Genomic DNA, 17479 nt, shown 5'->3' with positions numbered 1-17479 from the left:
CCCCACCCGGACCGCCAGCGCTGTTCCACGTGAAACATCGCGAACCCGCCGCCGGGACACCCTCAGCAGCGCTCAGCACCGGAGACCGGAGTACCCATGCCCCCCACGCCCCCCATACCGCCGACCAGCTCGCCGAACCGGCCACGGGACCGGTCGTCGGACGCGTCGCCGGCCAAGCCATCGGACGCGTCGCCGCACATGGCACCGGACTTGTCACCGAACTCGTCACCGGACACACGCCACATCCCGCCGAACCTGTCGCCGGGCACGCACCGCACCCCTCCCGACCGGACGCGCAGGCCCCGCACCCTGATCGTCACGAACGACTTCCCGCCCCGGCAGGGCGGCATCGAGACCTTCGTCGGCGCGCTGGCCGACCGCTTCCCTCCGGAGGAGGTCGTGGTCCTGACCTCGTCGCACCCCGACGCGGCGGCGTACGACGCCGCACTTCCGTATCCGGTGGTGCGGGCCACCACCCGGACGCTGCTGCCGACCCCGGAGGCCACGGCCCGGGCCGTGGCCGTCGCGCGGGCGTACCACTGCGACAGCGTCTGGTTCGGTGCGGCGGCGCCGCTCGGGCTGATGGCCCGGCGGCTGCGCCAGGAGGCGGGCGTCCGCAGTGTCGTCGCGACCACCCACGGGCACGAGGTCTGGTGGGCCAGGACACCCGGCGCCCGGGGCCTGCTGCGCCGGATCGGCAAGGGCGCGGACACCGTGACCACCCTGGGCAAGGCCACCGCCCGCCCGATCACCGCCGCGCTGCCGGCGGACACCGAGGTCGTCCGGCTGGTCCCGGGGGTGGACGCGGACGTCTTCCGGCCCGGGGAGCACGGCGGCGGCGTCCGTGAGCGGCACGGGCTGGCCCACCGGCCGGTGATCCTGTGCGCGTCCCGGCTGATCCCGCGCAAGGGCCAGGACACCCTGATCAGGGCGATGCCCTGGGTCCGCCGGGTGGTGCCGGACGCGATGCTGCTGCTGGTCGGGGACGGTCCCCATGAGGCGGATCTGCGACGGCTGGCCGCCCGGGAGGGCATGACTCAGGCCGTGGTCTTCGCGGGCGGTCATCCGCACAGCGCGCTGCCCGCGTACTTCGCGGCGGCGGACGTCTTCGCGATGCCGTGCCGGACCCGTAAGCGGGGGCTGGAGGTGGAGGGGCTGGGGATCGTCTATCTGGAGGCGGCGGCGTCGGGCCTGCCGGTGGTGGCGGGGGATTCCGGCGGCGCGCCGGACACCGTGCGGGACGGGGAGACGGGGTACGTGGTCGACGGCGGCTCGGTCGCCGCGGTGGCCGACCGCGTGGTCCGACTGCTGCGGGACCGCGAGCTGGCCACGGAGATGGGCCGCAAGGGCCGCGCCTGGGTGCGCGAGGAGTGGAACTGGGACCGCTCGTACGAGGTGCTGCGGGAACTGCTCGCCCGGCCCTGACCGATACCTGACGGTGACCAGATGGGCACCGAATGCTACGGTCCAGCGACGCCCGGTTCGCACAACAGACCGAACGGCGGGGGAATGCCGCGCGCCCGCGGCACGTTACGGGTGGCAGAAAGTTCGACATTCAACTAAACTCAGGCTCAGAAGGAGGTACCGACCATGCCCGCTGTGACCGTTGAGAACCCGCTGACCCTGCCCCGCGTGATCGCGCCGAAGGATGCCGAGGCGCGTCCGGTGCTCGCCGTGACCACCGCTCCGAGTGGCTTCGAGGGCGAGGGCTTCCCGGTGCGCCGGGCGTTCGCCGGAATCAACTACAAGTACCTCGACCCGTTCATCATGATGGACCAGATGGGCGAGATCGATTACGCCGCGGGCGAGCCGAAAGGCACGCCGTGGCACCCGCACCGGGGCTTCGAGACCGTCACGTACCTGATCGACGGCACCTTCATCCACCAGGACTCCAACGGTGGTGGCGGCACCATCACCAACGGTGACACCCAGTGGATGACGGCCGGTTCGGGCCTCCTCCACATCGAGGCGCCGCCGGAGTCGCTGGTGCAGTCGGGCGGCCTCTTCCACGGCCTCCAGCTCTGGGTGAACCTGCCCGCCGCCGACAAGATGAAGGACCCCCGCTACCAGGACATCCGCGGCGGCGAGGTCCAGCTCCTCACGACACCCGACGGCGGCGCGCTGCTGCGTGTCATCGCCGGTGAGCTGGACGGCCACAGCGGCCCCGGCATCACCCACACCCCGATCACGATGGTCCACGCGACGATCCGCCCGGGCGCCGAGATCACCCTGCCGTGGCGCAAGGACTTCAACGGCCTGGCGTACGTCCTCGCGGGCCGCGGCACGGTCGGCACGGACCACCGCCCCGTCGAACTGGGCCAGACCGCCGTCTTCGGCAGCGGCTCCTCGCTCACCGTCCGCGCGGACGGCAGCCAGGACTCCCACACCCCCGACCTGGAGGTCGTCCTCCTCGGCGGACGCCCCCTGCGCGAGCCGATGGCCCACTACGGCCCGTTCGTCATGAACACCCGCGAAGAACTCCAGCAGGCGTTCGACGACTTCCAGAAGGGCCGCCTCGGCACGATCCCGGCGGTCCACGGAATGTAGTCCAGCACCCCCGAAGAGGCCCCGCCCGGCAAAACCCGGCCGGGGCCTTCTTCATGCCCCGCGCCCACCCATGCCGCGCGCCCCATGCCTCGCGGTTCACGGCTCGCGGTTCACGGCTAGTGCTTCACGGCTCCCGGAGAACTCCGCCCCCGGCCCGTCGGGCAAAGGCCCCGAAGAGGGCTCGCGCCGTGCGGGCCAACACCCTCGGCCGGTACGCCGGTACGGGGTCGGGCCCCTCCTTGACGCCACCCGCATCCGAGCGTTCAACGGGCACCGCCCCGGGCACACGGACATGGGCACGCGCGCCCTCGGCCGAAGGGCCGTAGCCGCAGGCGCAGTCCCGACAACCGCATCCTGGTGACCCCATGACAGCGGTGCGCGCTCCAGGGGTGTCCCATGATCCGGGCGACCACGCACGGGGCGCACGGCACCGGTGGGGACGTCTCCGACACCCTCACCCTCCCGGCGCGCCCGGAGGCCCCGCGCAGTCCCCGTTACCGGGGACCGGCCCGCCATCCGGCGAGTGGAAGGGTTCGACGGGGCGTGGCAGCCGCCCACCTCGGCTGCGCGCAACCCTCAACGTCTCGTGCAACGACTCCACGAGCCGTGCCGCCACGTACCGCAACTCCCGGGCACTCGCCTTCGGCTCCCGCACCAGCGCCTCCGCGTGCGAGAGGAGTCGGGCCGCCATGTCGAGCTGCGAGGCTTCGATGCTGTCCGCGACCCTCGACAGGTACCCGTCACCGTTGTCCGTCACGAGGTAGCACGGGTTCCCGTCCGAGGACGACCACGGCAGCAGTCGCGCCGACCCTGCACCGCTCAACCGCACAAACGCCGGGGGCACCACCCCTTCCTCACCGGTCACCGCCGGGCGTCCATGTATTCGAAGATCAGTCCGATACGCTTCACAGCGTCGTCAACTCCAGCTGGTTGATGGCCACGCCCCCGGACGGTTCGCCCCGTCGCGGGGGTCTTTCACCGGCCATCGTGCCGAGGAACAAGTGAGGGGGGTTGCACAAAGTGTGAAACCCCCCTCACCGTGAGCGAAGTCCTAAAGACCCAGCCAGCGTGCGTAGTTCGACAAGGATTCGTTCTGGGCCCGGTCCGCGCGGCGCAGCGTATGAACGGTTTCCCGTACGTGCGGGTGATACCGCGTCTGCTGCGGTGCGACCGAGCGGGCTTCGCGAAGCGACGCGAACGCGGCGGACCGGTCTCCCGTCCACAACTGGGCACGGCTCAAGTCGATGTAGTGATGGCCGACCCGATCCGGATATGCGCCCCGGAACTCGTCGGGAAACCGCAGGTTCTCGGATGCCTTGACGGCACTCCCGTAGTTGCCGAGCTCGACCTCTATGGCGACTTGATGGATGCGCGTGTTGGTGGGACCGAACGACATCACGTAGTTCTGCACGTCCCCCTTGAGCAGCTTCGCGGTATCCCATGCCTCGTTCCACTGGGCCCGCGCGTTGTCCGCCTGCGACTTCCCGGCCGGACGGCTCCTCGCGGCCAGCATCGCCGATCGCAGTCGGAGATTGCCCTGGACGCAGAGAGCCGACCGGTTCCCGCGCCGCGCATCCTCCTCCACGTCGGCGAGCGCACGGCTCATCAACCGCAGTCCCACCTCATGACGGCCGGTGTTGAAGCACGACTGGGCGCGCAAATAGGACGTGAGGACGACCATGTACGGATCGCCGGACCGTTCCGCGCTGAAGCCCATCCGGGACAGGATGCTGCTGCCCAGATCGATGTGCCCCAGGTTGTAGGCGACATCGTGCACGCAGCGATAGGTGTATGCGAGCAGCCGATGCGCGCGCTCTTTGTGCCGCCCCTCACCCTGGTGCGACGACTCGACCAACTCGTCGATGAGTCGGGGGGCGTCGAGCGCCGTCTTGAGGTAGTTCGCGGAGCGCCGGTGATCACCGACGAGTTCGACGTCCACGGCGATGTCTTGGAGCGGACGTGGGGGAGTCACGTCTTCGAGCGGGATATCCCAGTTCTCCAGACTGGCGCGAATGGCGGCGACAGGAGCGTCGAAACGGTCTTCGCGCTGCTCGCCCGAGAATGGCTGCCCTGCCAGGACGCTGCTTTCGATACCCAATGCGCGGGCGCAGGCCGCGACCAGGGCGGGTGAAGCGGGCCTGTGACCGCTCTCCACTTTGCTGAGCAAACTGTGAGAAACATGAGCTGACGCAGCGAGACCGCGCTGTGTGAGGTGCGCGAGTCTGCGCTGCTCCGCGATGCGTGCGCCGATGTATGCGTCATTGCTGTCGGGCATACTGGCTCCATTCTGGACTCGACACCCGAAACGGTACCCCCGGTCGGCTCCGGGATCACGGCGAACGGATTCCCGCCCCGGGGCCGTCACCCGCTCCCGGCTTCGGCAGCCCGACGGCCTGAAGCACAGCGACTTCACCTGCTGCCGCCTCGTCAACACGCGTTATCCATGGCCGTGGTGCCGACCGTCACCGCCGACCCTCACCGCGCCCGTACTGGAGCCAGCACCAGCCGCACCCCACCTGCCAGCCGGATTCCCCGGTACCGCACCGCTTCCTAGGGTCGCTCCCGTAACTCCCCTACCGCCGCGCGCCCTTGTACGAGTCGCGCGGGGCACCGACCCGAGGAGCCTCCCCATGCGTGTCGCGCTGACCGCCACCGCCGGTCTCGGCCTGGCCGTCCTGTTATCCGGTGCCGTATCCAGCGGCGGTGTATCCGTCCGCGCGGCACCCGCCGGGGCGGTGGCCCTCGGGCCAGGGTCCACGACTATGGGGTCCACGGCGTCCGCAGGCACGGGGCCCACCCGCACCGGGCCCGCCGAACCGACCCGCACCGTCGCCGACTTCGCCCGGCAGCGACTGGCATGGGCAGCGTGCCCGGCGGAGCAGCGGGAGCTAAACGAGGCGGGCGCGCGGTGCGCGGAGGTGACCGTTCCGCTGGACTACGCGGATCCCGGCGGCCGGACGATCCGGATCGCGGTGTCCCGGATCAAGGCCAGGTCCCCCGAGGGCCGGTCCGGCATCCTGCTGTCCAACCCGGGCGGTCCGGGCGGCACCGGACTCGCGTACGCCCTCGCCCTGCGGCCCGCCCTAGGGGACGCGGCGGACCGCTACGACCTCATCGGCTTCGATCCGCGGTTCCTCGGCGGAAGCACCCCCGTCAGCTGCGCCCCGCCCGGACCACCGACGCCACCGCCCGAGGTGACGTCCCCGCGCCAGGACTACGAGCGGTCGGTACGGTCCGCGCGGGACACCGCGCGCCGCTGCCAGGTCCACGGCGACAACGCGGAGCTGCTTCCGCACGCCTCCACCCGTAACGTCGCCCGCGACATGGACCTGATCCGGGCCGTCCTCGGTGAGCGGCGGCTGTCGTTCTACGGGGTGTCGTACGGCGCCGACCTGGGAGCCGTCTACACGCAGATGTTCCCCCGCCGCACCGGCCGTATGGTCATCGACTCCGGCACCGATCCGGCCGCCACCCAGTACGAGCTGTTCCAGCGGTCGGGCGCGCCGGCCGAATCCGGTCTCGACGAGTGGGCCGCGTGGGCCGCCCGCCACCACGGCACGTACCGGCTCGGCCGTACACCCGGCCAGGTCAGGGCAGCCGTGCAAGGTCTGCTGGACCGCGCCGAACGCCGTCCGGTCGTGGTGGCCGGACAGCGGCTGGACGCCCCGCTGCTGCGGATGCTGCTGAAGCAGCCCGTCCAGCACGAGGAGAACGACCCCGTACTCGCCGCCCTGGTCCGTGACCTGGTCGCCGCGTCGAACGGAGAACTGGCCACCCCAGGCCCAGAGTTGGAATCCGTACTGCGACTCCTGACCTCGCCCGAACTGGACGGCGCCATGACCGGTGGGGCGATCTACATGTGCGGCGACGGCGGCTGGCCCGCGGGCGGCTGGCCCGAGGATCCCGGCACGTACTGGCGCAACAGCGTCCACAGCCGCGCCACCCAGCCCGTGTTCGGCCCGTACGTCAACGGCATGATCGCCCCGTGCGCGTTCTGGGGCACCGAGCCCCGCGAACCGGGCACCGCCGTCGCCAACGACGTCCCCCTGCTGATGCTGCACGCCCGCCGCGACAACAACGTCCCGTACGAGGGCGCCCTGGCCCTCCACCGCCGGCTCACCGGCTCCCGCCTGGTCACGACGGACCTCCGCACCCACGGCGTCTACGGCCGGGCCACCGACGGACACCGCCCCGTCCCCTGCGCCGACCGCACGGTGAACACCTACTTCCGCGACGGAACCCTCCCACCCACGAACATCACCTGCGCCCCACCGAACCGGACGGCACCTTGAGCCGCCCCGTGCCCCGACGCCGACGGGTGACGGACATCGACGCGGGCCGCGAGTACCCGCCCGTGCCCGGATGAGATCCGTGAGCTGACGCGTTGGGCCTCGGTTCGCGGCCCAGCCGCCGCCGTACGGCCGCCGAAGCGGGCGGGACGTGCGGCGGCGGCCCGGGATCAGCGCTTCTTGGTCTTCTTCTGCTGCGGCGGGGTCCACGGACCCCGATGCTTCTGACAGCGGGAGTAGCCGATCATCGCCTTGTTCCGGCACCGCTTGCCCGTCTTGGTGTCGGTCGATCCGCACTTGACCTGAATACCCATTCGTCCCCCTTGATCCGGTCGGAGGTGTGCCCTGGCGAAGCCATGGTCCCGATCCCACACGGCACATCGCCCCACGTACCGCCGCAACCGGCCGATTACTGCGCCTTTGGGTCCGGATCGCATCGATTGCCTGGCTGATCCCCGGGCTGGGAACGACGTGGAAGCGGAGGCGGTACGGGCGACTGCCTGTACCGCTCCGGCCGCCATGGGGAACCAGCGGACTGGGGCCTCGCGTCCCGCTGGATACGATCTGCGGGCCGAGCGGCCCGGTCACCGGGACCGATGAGCAGGTATCCAGCGAGGAGGAACAGGATTCGATGCGGCGGATCGGTCTGTACTACCCGTACATCCCCCCCGCTCACCGACCAGTCCGACTCCCACGGGACGCACGGCTGGGACGCGGCCCGTGTCGCCGCCGTACTGCTGGACCCGTATCCCGCCGCCCGACGCCCGAACGAGGACGCCGAGGAGGCCATCGGGCTGATGTCGGTGCGGCTCGTCGTCCCGGAAGACCTTGACGACGTCCCGGTCGAGAAGATCATCCGGCTGCGAGAGCGGCACGGCCCCGAGTTCGACGCCTACGCACACGCGGTCAGCTCGGCCGCAGCGGACTTCCGGGAATCCCTTGGCGCGATCGAGGACGCCGAAGCCCGGCAGAGGTATCTCACTCTCAAGGTCACCGAATCCTTCGCCGCACCGCTGGAGGACCTTCGCAAGGCCATGCGGGGACTCAGGATCGACACAGCGTTCAGCTCCCTCGGCGCCAAGGTCGAACTGGGCGCGGCGGCGAGCCTCGCCGCCGGTAGTGTCCCGGCGGGGCAGCCGTTGGCCACGGCCGCGGCGGCCGTCCTCGGGATCGCCTCGCTGCGCCGCAACGCGGCGGTGGCCCGGGACGCCCGGATGAACGCCGAACCGGTCGCCTACCTCCTCCGCGTCGAACGCGGGCTCCAGCCCCAGCGGCTCCACGAGCGGGTGATGCGCGGCATCGGCCGGGCCACGGGAACCTCCGTCTGAGACACACCTCAGTCGGGAGTCGATGAGCCTCTTGAGGCGGCCGTCAGGTTGCGGGCTGTCAGCAACCGAGGCAGGGGCTGAACCACCCTCCTCGCGCAGTCGCCCGGCTACGCAAGGGGGTGGGCGGGAATCTCTGCCCGCAGACTCCGATGCTCTTCAGTACGGCAAGAGGGACGTCCGACCGAGCGCGTTGGAGCGAGGACGGAGAATCCCGACCGGCCCCGACCCGAAAGACAGCAGAACGCGCCCCAAAGGGGCGCGGGGAACTGCGCGAAACCACCGAACGACGGCACAGCAACGAAGTACGCCCCGCACCGAGTACCCAGGGGCGCGAGGAACCGCGCACCCCACGAGCGACCCGCACAGGGACAAGCGCGTCCCGCCGGACGGACCTGGGAAGCGCAAGCGAAGGCGACCCGCGGGGAACCGCGCGAAAACGACGAGCGACCGCACAGGAACGAAGCGCGTCCCGCCGGACGGACCTCAGGGCGCAAGCGAAGGCGGCCCTCCGCGGTCCCGTCCCGCGCTGTACAGATAGCTGTCCGGGAACTGCTCCGCGCCCAGCGTGCGGCCCACCATGATGACCGCCGTCCGCAGGACACCCGCCTCGCGCACCCGCCCCGCGATGTCACCCAGCGTGCCCCGCAGCACGACCTCCTCCGGACGGCTCGCGTACGCGACCACCGCGACGGGGCACTCCGCCCCGTAGTGCGGGAGCAGCTCCTCGACCACCCGGTCGACGAACCGCACCGCGAGGTGCAGCACGATCAGCGCGCCGCTGCGCCCCAGCGTCGCCAGGTCCTCCCCCGGCGGCATCGGCGTGGCCCGGTGCGCGACCCGGGTCAGTACGACGGTCTGCCCCACGGTCGGCACCGTCAGCTCCCGCTTGAGCGCCGCCGCCGCCGCGGCGAACGCGGGCACCCCGGGCACCACCTCGTACGGCACGCCCGCCGCGTCGAGGCGCCGCATCTGCTCGGCGACCGCGCTGAACACGGACGGGTCCCCCGAGTGCAGCCGGGCCACGTCGTGGCCCTCCCCGTGCGCCCGCACCAGTTCCTCGGTGATCCGGTCGAGCGTGAGATCGGCCGTGTCGATCAGCCGCGCGTCCGGCGGGCACTCCGCCAGCAGCTCACGGGGCACCAGGCTCCCCGCGTACAGACAGACCCCGCAGGAGGCGAGCAGCCGCGCGCCCCGCACGGTGATCAGATCCGCCGCCCCGGGCCCCGCGCCGATGAAGTGCACGGTCATGAGCCGTCCCCCTGTTCCCGCTGTTCCCGCTGTTCCTGGGTCTTTCGCTGTGCGTGGGGCGGCTCCTCGCCGTGCCGCGCCCCGGGCGCTCCGTCGGACGCCCCCGGGGGAGCCTTCCGTACGGACCACTGGGTGACGGGCATGGCCTGGCGCCAGCCGGTGAAGCGGCCGACGGGCACCGCGTGGGCGACCGCGAGCCGGACGAGTTCCCCGCCGTACCGGTGGCGGGCGTCCGCCAGCAGGGCCTCGGACTCCAGCGTGACGGTGTTCGCGACGAGCCGGCCACCGGGAGCGAGCGCGTCCCAGCAGCGGTCGAGGAGTCCCGCCGAGGTCAGTCCGCCGCCGATGAACACCGCGTCGGGCGCGGGCAGCCCGTCGAGCGCGGCGGGTGCCGCCCCGGTGACGACGCGCAGCCCCGGGACACCGAGCGCACGCGCGTTGCGGACGATCCGCGCCGCCCGCTCGGGGTCACGTTCCACGCTGAGCGCCCGGCACGACGGATGGGCCCGCAGCCACTCGACGGCGATGGAACCGGAGCCGCCGCCGATGTCCCAGAGCAGCTGTCCGGGCTCGGGCGCCAGTACGGCGAGCGTCGCCGCGCGGACATGGCGCTTGGTGAGCTGGCCGTCGTGCTCGTACGCGGTGTCCGGCAGACCGGGCACCGTCCCGAGGGGCAGGGCGTCGGGCGCCCGGACGCACTCCACGGCGACGATGTTGAGGGGGTCGCCCGGGGGGCGGGACCAGTCGTCGGCGGTGGCGGGCGCGGTGATGTGCTCGTCCGGGCCGCCGAGCTGTTCGAGCACCCGGACCGGGCTGGGGCCGAAGCCGCGCTCCCGCAGCAGTTCGCTCACCCGCGCGGGTCCGTCCGCGTCGGCGCTGAGGACCAGGACACGGCGCCCGGGGTGGAGCAGCGCGGCGAGCCGCTCCACGGGGCGGCCGACGGCCGAGACCACGTCGGTGTCCTCGACGGGCCAGCCCAAGCGGGCGCAGGCGTACGAGACGGACGAGGGGTGCGGGTGGACCCGCAGGCCGGCCGGGCCGACGATCTCCGCGAGGGCGCGGCCGATGCCGTGGAACATGGGGTCGCCGCTGGCGAGGACCACGATCCGGCGTCCGGCGTGGGCCGCGAGGAGACCGGGGACGGCGGGTCGCAGCGGGGAAGGCCAGGGAACGCGTTCCGCCGCGCACTCGGCGGGGAGCAGCGCGAGCTGGCGCGGGGCGCCGAGGACGGTCCCGGCGGCGCGCAGGGCCGCGCGGGGGGCTTCGGCCAGACCCTGCCAGCCGTCCGGGCCGATGCCGACGAGGGTCACGACGGCGGGGGTCACGACGGCGGGGGGACGGGGCTGCTCGGGGGTCACCGCCGCACTTTATCCGGCGGCGGTCCGCGGTCCGGCGGCGGTCGGCGGGCGGATCCCCGCGGGCGGAACGGGCCTCCCGCCACGCCCGTGCGCCGATGCCCGGGTCCGTGCACCGATGCCCCGGTCCGGGGTCCGGGTCCGCCTCACTGTTGCCCGCCCCACCGTCCCCGGTCACCGGCGGCGAACCGGAGCGTGCCCGGCCCCCAGCCCGTACCGGACCCGGGCCCAGGCCCCCCCACCGCACCCCCGACCGACCGCACCCCCGACCACTCGGCACCCCCGGCCCCCCGGGACCCGCACCGAACCGTTGCCGAACGCACGCCGAACACACCTCGAACACACACCGGACCCGCTCCGAACACGTGTCGATCGCACGTGGTCGCGCACTTTCCCGCATCGCCGGGGTGTCCGGGCCGGGTGGGTACGTGGGTGGGATCACATATTGGCTCGGGAACGAACCGTTTCCGACGAGAAGGCGCGGAAAAACGGGCCCGCGCATGGTCCGGGGAATGCCGGTGGCGGGGCACGGGGAAATATCGACAGTGCGGAAGCCATCCTGGCGTGCTACTGTCGACGAAGTTGCAGTTGTGGTTCCCAAAAACTTCAAGTGCCCTCACTGGTGTTGACTGCCGGTGGGAGCACTTCTGTATTTCCGGTGCTTTTTTCCGGGCGGGGCAATCATCGCGGCGACACGGCGTCCGCACAGTGCGGACGCCGGGCACTGCCCCGAAGGAGATTTGACATGGCATCTGGCACCGTGAAGTGGTTCAACGCCGAAAAGGGTTTCGGTTTCATCGAGCAGGACGGCGGCGGCGCTGACGTCTTCGCCCACTACTCGAACATCGCCACCCAGGGCTTCCGTGAGCTTCAGGAAGGCCAGAAGGTGACCTTCGACATCGCGCAGGGCCAGAAGGGCCCGACGGCGGAGAACATCGTTCCCGCCTGATCATCACGCGTACAGCAGCTGGGGCCCGTACCTTGGGGTGCGGGCCCCAGCTCGTTGCGTTCCGGAACGCGGCCCAGCCGCCGGCCCGGGGCCGCCCCACTCGTGGCGCTCCTGGAATGCCCGGCCCGCCGCACCGCACCGGACGCCACTCGACAGACCAGCGCTTCCCGTGGCCCGTACCCCGGATTCCCGGCCCGGACCACGTACCGCACTTCCGATTCCGAGCCCGCTGGGATTTCCCGCCGGACGGATTCGCATTCGCTTTTCCACTGGCTCGTTCTTGCAATTCTCTGCGCTGTTCATCGCTGCGGGAATTCCTCGATACGTGCCACATCGAGGAAGGTTCCCCATGAACCGCACACGTACCAACGACCGATCCTCCCGTGCCCGTAAAGGTGCCGCGGCAGCGGGCCGTGGCACCGGCCGCTCCGGCGGCTTCGGTGGCTCCGGCGGCGCGTCCCGTGGCCGCTCCGGCGCGCCGAGCCGTTCGGGTGGTGGCGGCGGCGGTCGCCGCCCCGCCGGGCGCAAGGAGTTCGCGCTGCCGGTGACGGTGACGCCCGCGCTGCCGTCCGTCGAGGCGTTCGCCGATCTGGACATGCCCGCCCCGCTGCTGGCCGCGCTGGCCGCGGAAGGTGTGACCACCCCGTTCCCGATCCAGGCCGCGACCCTGCCGAACACCCTCGCGGGCCGCGATGTGCTGGGCCGCGGACGCACCGGGTCCGGCAAGACCCTCGCGTTCGGTCTCGCGCTGCTCGCCCGGACCGCCGGGCGGCGTGCCGAGCCCCGTCGTCCGCTGGCCCTGGTGCTGGTGCCGACGCGTGAGCTGGCGCAGCAGGTCACCGACGCGCTCACCCCGTACGCCCGCTCGGTGCGGCTGCGGCTGGCCACGGTCGTGGGCGGTATGTCCATCGGCAAGCAGGCCAGCGCGCTGCGCGGCGGTGCCGAGGTCGTCGTGGCGACCCCGGGCCGGCTGAAGGACCTCATCGACCGGGGCGACTGCCGGCTGGACATGGTCGGGATCACCGTCCTGGACGAGGCCGACCAGATGGCCGACATGGGCTTCATGCCGCAGGTCACGGCACTGCTCGACCAGGTGATGCCCGGGGGCCAGCGGATGCTGTTCTCCGCGACGCTCGACCGCAACATCGACAAGCTGGTGCGCGGCTACCTCAGCGACCCGGTCGTCCACTCCGTCGACCCGTCGGCGGGCGCGGTGACCACGATGGAGCACCACGTCCTGCACGTCCGCGGTGAGGACAAGCACCAGACGACGACCGAGATCGCGGCGCGCGAGGGCCGGGTGATCATGTTCCTGGACACCAAGCACGCGGTGGACCGGCTCACGAAGCACCTGCTGAGCGTCGGGGTGCGGGCGTCCGCGCTGCACGGTGGCAAGTCGCAGCCGCAGCGCAACCGCACCCTGGACCAGTTCAAGAACGGTCATGTGAGCGTGCTCGTGGCGACGAACGTCGCGGCGCGCGGTATCCACGTCGACGATCTGGACCTCGTCGTCAACGTCGATCCGCCCAGTGACCACAAGGATTACCTCCACCGCGGTGGCCGTACGGCCCGTGCGGGTGAGTCGGGCAGCGTCGTCACCCTGGTCACCCCGGACCAGCGCCGTGACATGACACGTCTCATGGCCGACGCGGGTATCCGTCCGAACACCGCGCAGGTCCGCCCGGGTGAGGAGGAGCTGAGCCGCATCACCGGTGCCCGAATCCCGTCGGGTGTCCCGGTCGTCATCGCCGCGCCCGCGGTGGAGCGTCCCAAGCGCGGCGCCACCACCTCGCGCGGGCGTCGGCGTCCCGGTCCGGGCGCCCGTCGCTCGTCCTCGTCCTCGTCCTCGTCCGGTGGCGCGCGGCGCTCGTCGTACGGGAAGACTGCCTAGTCCCTGGGCATCGATCAGGAAGCCGCCCTTCTCAGCAATCCCGCCAGGAACGTCCCTCTCATCCACCTGTGAGGCATCATGCGCTGTGTCATCGCCCGTTTCCCGTTCGACCTGACCAAGGGCGGAGTACTGGAATCGATGAAGGGCATCAAGCCCGAGCCGATCACCGGTGAGTCCGTCATCATCGGACGCCGTCAGTACCCCGCCAAGCAGGTGGGACAGATCATCACCGGGCAGGACCGCCGTGACTTCAGCGCCGGTGAGGTCATCCGCGCGATGGCCAAGCTCGGCTTCACCTGTGTGGAGGCCGCGGCGCCCGCGCCCGCGGGTGCGGTGGACGGCAGCGTCTCCGCCGAGGGCTACGAGGGCCTGCGCTAGCCGATACCTCTGACGGACGGCCGGACCCCGGGGTCCGGCCGTCCGTCCGTTCCCGCCTCCTCCGCCCCTGCCGCCTTTCCGCCACCGCTCCCGCTCAGGGGCGGGCGGGGAGGTAGTAGGGGCGGTGGTGTGCCGCCACCGGGGGCGACTGGCAGGTCCAGGCCCCGGCGGGCGCGGCGCCCGCGACGAGACGGGCCAGATCGCGGCCCAGTGGCGGGTCCGGGTCATGGACGGTGAGGGACACCCGGCCGGCCGCGGCGGGGTCCGTCAGGTCGTACCAGCGGTAGGGCTGGTGGACGTTCATCGGCCCGGCGAGCGTGCGGCCCCGGGTATCGGTGCCGTAGCCGGTGATCGGGGCGGTGTTCACGGGCAGCGGGGTCAGCCCGGTGAGCCCGGCCGCCAGCGAGAACACCTCCGTGCCCTCCCCCGTCCCCGGCGCGGTCCGGCAGCTGATGTGCCAGTCGTCCCCGGCGGGCCCGTTGGGCGACGGCATCCGCGCCTCGAACCGGCCCGGGTGCTTGGGCTCCGCGAACAGCGCGCGGCCGGCCTCGACGGCGAACGGGTTGTCGCACAGGACGTGCAGCCGCGCGATACCGAGCAGCTTCGTCTGGTCCCAGCCCCGCGCGTACTGGGCGTAGGTGAGCGCGGGCAGCCGGTCCTCCGCCCCCGCCGGGTACGCGACGACGCTGTACTCGATCTCCTGGGTGACCCCGCCCCCGTCCGCGTACTGCGCGAAGTACAGCTGGTAGTTCAGCGACACCAGCGCCCGTCCCTCGAACTCCGCGGCGGTCAGCGCCGGATGGTGCTCGGCGAGCACCGCGCGCACCGGTTCCGGGTCGACGGGGAAGTCGGCGCCGAGCTGGTGCAGCGCCCCGTAGTGGAAGGGCAGCCGGAAGGGCTCGGGGACGGGTGGCAAGGGCAGTGGGCTCATACGGCGGCTCCGGGGTCGAGGACGGTGAGCGGGCGGTCCCGTTCGGTCAGGTCGGCCTCGATCCGGTCGGCGCTGCGCAGGGCGAGGGCCGCCATGGTGAGGGTGGGGTTGGACGTGGCGACGGACGGCATGCTGCCGCAGCCCACCGCGTACAGCCCGGGGTGGTCCCAGCAGCGCTGCCACGGGTCGACGACGGATGTGCCGGGGCTCTCGCCCATGATGTGGGTGCCCGCGGCGTGGCCCGCGCCCCGGTAGGCGTAGGTGCGGCGGCGGTGCTCGAAGCGGCCCGGCCAGTCGCCGGGCGGCCGGTAGGAGGTGTGGTCCTCGGCGCCGAGGAGGTCGAAGATCTGCTCGGAGACCCCGCGGGCGGCGGCCATCCCGTCCCGCACATGGGTGTCGAGGTCGTAGGTGACGACCGGGCGCGGCAGTCCGAGGGTGTCCCGGAGCACCGGGTCGAGGGTGATCCGGTTGGCGGGGTCGGCGGCCTGTTCCATCTCGAACTGGAGGGTGAACTGGCGGCTCAGCCGGGTGTGGAGGGCCTCGCGCAGGGCTCCGCCGGACATCCCCCGGCCGACGAGTTCGGCGACATCGGTGTCGACGGGTCCCTTGGCCCACACCCAGCCCCAGTTGCCGATCTCGATCCGGAACGGTGCGCGGACCCGGCGGCCCGGCCCGTACCGGAACCCTTCGAAGCCGGAGGTGGAGCCGGGGCCCCGGTACGGGCCGACGGGCTTCGGCAGCAGGCCCCAGGTGAGCAGGACCGGGTGGTCCATGAGGTTGCGGCCGACCTGGTCGCTGCGGTTCGCGAGACCGGACAGCAGGAGCAGCCGCGCGTTCTCGACGGCGTGCGCGGCGAGGACGACGACATCGGCGTGCGCGGCGAGGGTGACGTGGGCGGTGTGGGTGGTGGGTGTGGTGTGGCTGGTGGTGTTCGTGTAGGCGCGGTACTCGACGCCGGTGGCGCGGCCCGTTCCGTCGGTGAGGACCCGGCTGACCACCGCGCGGGCGGTCAGCGTCACCGAGCCCGACCACCGGGCCTGGGTCTTGAGCGGGGTGTACTTCGCGTGGGACGGGCAGTGCGGGATGCAGGTCGCGCTGCCGACGCAGCGGCTGTCCGGGTCGGGGCGGCCGTGCGCGCCCGCCGGGACGTAGCCCGCGCCCGCGTCGTACCCGGGGTGGGGTGCGCTGTTGCGGGCGTGCGGGGTGCCGGTGACCCGCAGTTCGACGCCGTCGCGGGTGACCGGGTCCGTGACCCGGCGGCCGTCGAGCCGGGCGGCCAGGGTGCGGTCGAGGTGGCTCGGCGGGATCGCCCGCATGGGGAAGACATAGCCGCCGGGGAAGGACAGGCCGACGGCGTCGCGCTGTTCGGTCACATCGGCGGCGACCCCGATCTCCCGTTCGGCGGCGCGGTAGTGCGGTTCGAGGTCGGCGTAGGTGAGCGGCCAGCGGCGGCCGTAGCCGAAGACCTCGGTGTCGAAGTCCTCGGGCAGCATGCGCGGGGTCAGCCCGGTCCAGATGTTCCCGGTGCCGCCGTTGGTACGCAGATAGCCGCTGGCGTACGGGAGCGGGCCCCGCTGGACGAGGTGCCCGGTGGTACCGTCGCCGGCCACGGCGGTGGGCCAGGGGGCGGCCGGGTTCGCCGGGTACGGGGAGTCGGCGGTCTTGGCGGGGGCGGCGAGATAGCGCTCCAGCGCGTCGCGGTGGCCGCGGTCCGGGTCGGCGGTGTGTTCGCCCGCCTCCAGGACGAGGACCCGGCGGCCCCGGTCCCCGAGGTGCCGGGCCACCAGGGAACCGGCGATCCCGGCGCCGACCACGATCACGTCGTACCGCGGTCCGCTCACCGGGGGATCCCGTCCGGGGGCGGGGCGCTCCAGCTGCCGAAGCCGGGGGCGGTGGTGCCGGGGGCCGGGGTCCCGGCGGCCCGCCAGACCAGTGCCCCGGCGTACGCCCTCGCGGAGACGAGGTACGGTCCCGCGCCGCCGCGCAGGCCCGGCCAGCTGCCGGTGTACCAGAGACGGGTCATGGCGCGGACCAGTTCCGGGACGGTGTGCGGTTCGCCGCCGACGAGGCGGGCGTAGTTGTCGGGGCCCGCCTCCCGGGCCACGAGGTCCCGGTACTCGGTGACCAGGCCGGTCGCGTACAGCTCCTCGGCGGTGAATCCCGTCAGTTCGGCGGACAGGGTGACGAAGTCCTGTTCCCCGGCCCGGTCCCGGTCGTCCCGGTCGTTCTCCGGGCCCTGGTCCCTGTGTCTTCTCCATGTCCACGGCACGGGGGCGATCAGTGCCCAGGTGGGGTGGGGTCATGCCTTCGGGTGCGGGCGGCCCCCCGAAGGGGTGGTGTCCTGCGGAAGCCCGGCGGCGGGGGGCTCGGGGGTGGTACGTCCGCGGGTCGCCTTCGCTTGCGCTTCGTAGGTCTGTCCGGGTCGGCGTACTTCGTTCCTGTGCCGTCGCTCGGTGGGTTTCGCGCAGTTCTCCGCGGGGCGCCTTCGCTTGCGCTTCGTAGGTCCGCCCGGCTGGGCGTACTTCGTTGCTGTGCCGTCGCTCGGTGGGTGCGCAGTTCCCCG

14 protein-coding genes are annotated in these 17479 nt (G+C 72.3%); 7 read left to right on the top strand and 7 right to left on the bottom strand.

Annotated elements, in window-relative coordinates; genetic code table 11:
• Positions 1-198: 198 nt before the first annotated feature.
• On the top strand, positions 199-1425 hold the full coding sequence (locus AB852_RS02060) for a glycosyltransferase family 4 protein (RefSeq protein ID WP_079184231.1): 1227 nt from the start codon (positions 199-201) through the stop codon (positions 1423-1425).
• Between the two features lie 165 nt (positions 1426-1590).
• On the top strand, positions 1591-2547 hold the full coding sequence (locus tag AB852_RS02055) for a pirin family protein (RefSeq protein WP_073782967.1): 957 nt from the start codon (positions 1591-1593) through the stop codon (positions 2545-2547).
• A 1051-nt stretch (positions 2548-3598) separates the two neighbouring features.
• Here the strand turns inward: AB852_RS02055 and AB852_RS02045 are convergent.
• On the bottom strand, positions 3599-4822 hold the full coding sequence (locus tag AB852_RS02045) for a helix-turn-helix domain-containing protein (protein WP_073782965.1): 1224 nt from the start codon (positions 4820-4822) through the stop codon (positions 3599-3601).
• Positions 4823-5177: 355 nt separating this feature from the next.
• Here AB852_RS02045 and AB852_RS02040 point away from each other — a divergent pair, with 355 nt between their 5' ends.
• Positions 5178-6839: an alpha/beta hydrolase gene (locus AB852_RS02040; RefSeq protein WP_073782962.1), complete on the top strand. Its 1662-nt coding sequence runs from the start codon at positions 5178-5180 to the stop codon at positions 6837-6839.
• 167 nt (positions 6840-7006) lie between these two features.
• Here the strand turns inward: AB852_RS02040 and AB852_RS39495 are convergent, their stop codons facing one another.
• Positions 7007-7150 (bottom strand): hypothetical protein, encoded by a 144-nt coding sequence (locus AB852_RS39495; RefSeq protein ID WP_178390924.1) that lies wholly within the window; start codon positions 7148-7150, stop codon positions 7007-7009.
• Between the two features lie 282 nt (positions 7151-7432).
• Between AB852_RS39495 and AB852_RS02035 the strand changes: the two genes are divergently transcribed.
• Positions 7433-8164 carry a DUF6236 family protein gene (locus tag AB852_RS02035; RefSeq protein ID WP_143201163.1) on the top strand — a complete coding sequence of 244 codons (732 nt, stop codon included), beginning with the start codon at positions 7433-7435 and terminating at the stop codon, positions 8162-8164.
• A 483-nt stretch (positions 8165-8647) separates the two neighbouring features.
• Here AB852_RS02035 and cobM read toward each other — a convergent pair whose 3' ends face one another.
• Both cobM and cbiE read right to left on the bottom strand, forming a co-directional pair.
• Positions 8648-9412 (bottom strand): precorrin-4 C(11)-methyltransferase, encoded by a 765-nt coding sequence (gene cobM / locus AB852_RS02030; RefSeq protein WP_073782958.1) that lies wholly within the window; start codon positions 9410-9412, stop codon positions 8648-8650.
• On the bottom strand, positions 9409-10770 hold the full coding sequence (cbiE, locus tag AB852_RS02025; protein ID WP_079184230.1) for a precorrin-6y C5,15-methyltransferase (decarboxylating) subunit CbiE: 1362 nt from the start codon (positions 10768-10770) through the stop codon (positions 9409-9411). The genes cobM and cbiE overlap by 4 nt, the downstream gene beginning before the upstream one ends.
• 742 nt (positions 10771-11512) lie before the next feature.
• Here cbiE and AB852_RS02020 point away from each other — a divergent pair.
• From AB852_RS02020 to AB852_RS02010, 3 genes are all read left to right on the top strand, one after another.
• Positions 11513-11716, top strand: a complete 204-nt coding sequence (locus AB852_RS02020) for a cold-shock protein (RefSeq protein ID WP_073782956.1) — start codon at positions 11513-11515, stop codon at positions 11714-11716.
• 349 nt (positions 11717-12065) lie between these two features.
• Positions 12066-13607, top strand: a complete 1542-nt coding sequence (locus tag AB852_RS02015; RefSeq protein ID WP_073782954.1) for a DEAD/DEAH box helicase — start codon at positions 12066-12068, stop codon at positions 13605-13607.
• A gap of 78 nt (positions 13608-13685) precedes the next feature.
• Positions 13686-13985: an SCO5918 family protein gene (locus AB852_RS02010; RefSeq protein ID WP_073782952.1), complete on the top strand. Its 300-nt coding sequence runs from the start codon at positions 13686-13688 to the stop codon at positions 13983-13985.
• Positions 13986-14079: 94 nt separating this feature from the next.
• Here AB852_RS02010 and AB852_RS02005 read toward each other — a convergent pair whose 3' ends face one another.
• The 3 genes from AB852_RS02005 to AB852_RS40445 are packed head-to-tail and all read right to left on the bottom strand — an operon-like array spanning position 14080 to position 17185.
• The gene (locus tag AB852_RS02005) at positions 14080-14916 is read right to left on the bottom strand and encodes a hypothetical protein (protein WP_073782949.1); all 837 of its coding nucleotides are present in this window, start codon (positions 14914-14916) and stop codon (positions 14080-14082) included.
• The gene (locus tag AB852_RS02000; RefSeq protein WP_073782947.1) at positions 14913-16757 is read right to left on the bottom strand and encodes a GMC family oxidoreductase; all 1845 of its coding nucleotides are present in this window, start codon (positions 16755-16757) and stop codon (positions 14913-14915) included. Before AB852_RS02000 ends, AB852_RS02005 begins: the two co-directional genes overlap by 4 nt.
• Positions 16754-17185 carry a hypothetical protein gene (locus tag AB852_RS40445; RefSeq protein ID WP_245876575.1) on the bottom strand — a complete coding sequence of 144 codons (432 nt, stop codon included), beginning with the start codon at positions 17183-17185 and terminating at the stop codon, positions 16754-16756. Before AB852_RS40445 ends, AB852_RS02000 begins: the two co-directional genes overlap by 4 nt.
• Between the last annotated feature and the right edge of the window lie 294 nt (positions 17186-17479).

It is taken from the genome of Streptomyces uncialis (assembly GCF_001905345.1).
Taxonomy (GTDB): domain Bacteria; phylum Actinomycetota; class Actinomycetes; order Streptomycetales; family Streptomycetaceae; genus Streptomyces; species Streptomyces uncialis.
This window is presented reverse-complemented; position numbering and strand designations above follow the sequence as displayed.

Bases quoted from the DNA above. Each gene is read 5' to 3' on its own strand.
- AB852_RS02060 (WP_079184231.1), top strand. From the start codon at position 199: ATGGCACCGGACTTGTCACCGAACTCGTCACCGGACACACGCCACATC.
- AB852_RS02055 (WP_073782967.1), top strand. From the start codon at position 1,591: ATGCCCGCTGTGACCGTTGAGAACCCGCTGACCCTGCCCCGCGTGATC.
- AB852_RS02045 (WP_073782965.1), bottom strand. From the start codon at position 4,822: ATGCCCGACAGCAATGACGCATACATCGGCGCACGCATCGCGGAGCAG.
- AB852_RS02040 (WP_073782962.1), top strand. From the start codon at position 5,178: ATGCGTGTCGCGCTGACCGCCACCGCCGGTCTCGGCCTGGCCGTCCTG.
- AB852_RS39495 (WP_178390924.1), bottom strand. From the start codon at position 7,150: ATGGGTATTCAGGTCAAGTGCGGATCGACCGACACCAAGACGGGCAAG.
- AB852_RS02035 (WP_143201163.1), top strand. From the start codon at position 7,433: ATGAGCAGGTATCCAGCGAGGAGGAACAGGATTCGATGCGGCGGATCG.
- cobM (WP_073782958.1), bottom strand. From the start codon at position 9,412: ATGACCGTGCACTTCATCGGCGCGGGGCCCGGGGCGGCGGATCTGATC.
- AB852_RS02020 (WP_073782956.1), top strand. From the start codon at position 11,513: ATGGCATCTGGCACCGTGAAGTGGTTCAACGCCGAAAAGGGTTTCGGT.
- AB852_RS02015 (WP_073782954.1), top strand. From the start codon at position 12,066: ATGAACCGCACACGTACCAACGACCGATCCTCCCGTGCCCGTAAAGGT.
- AB852_RS02010 (WP_073782952.1), top strand. From the start codon at position 13,686: ATGCGCTGTGTCATCGCCCGTTTCCCGTTCGACCTGACCAAGGGCGGA.
- AB852_RS02005 (WP_073782949.1), bottom strand. From the start codon at position 14,916: ATGAGCCCACTGCCCTTGCCACCCGTCCCCGAGCCCTTCCGGCTGCCC.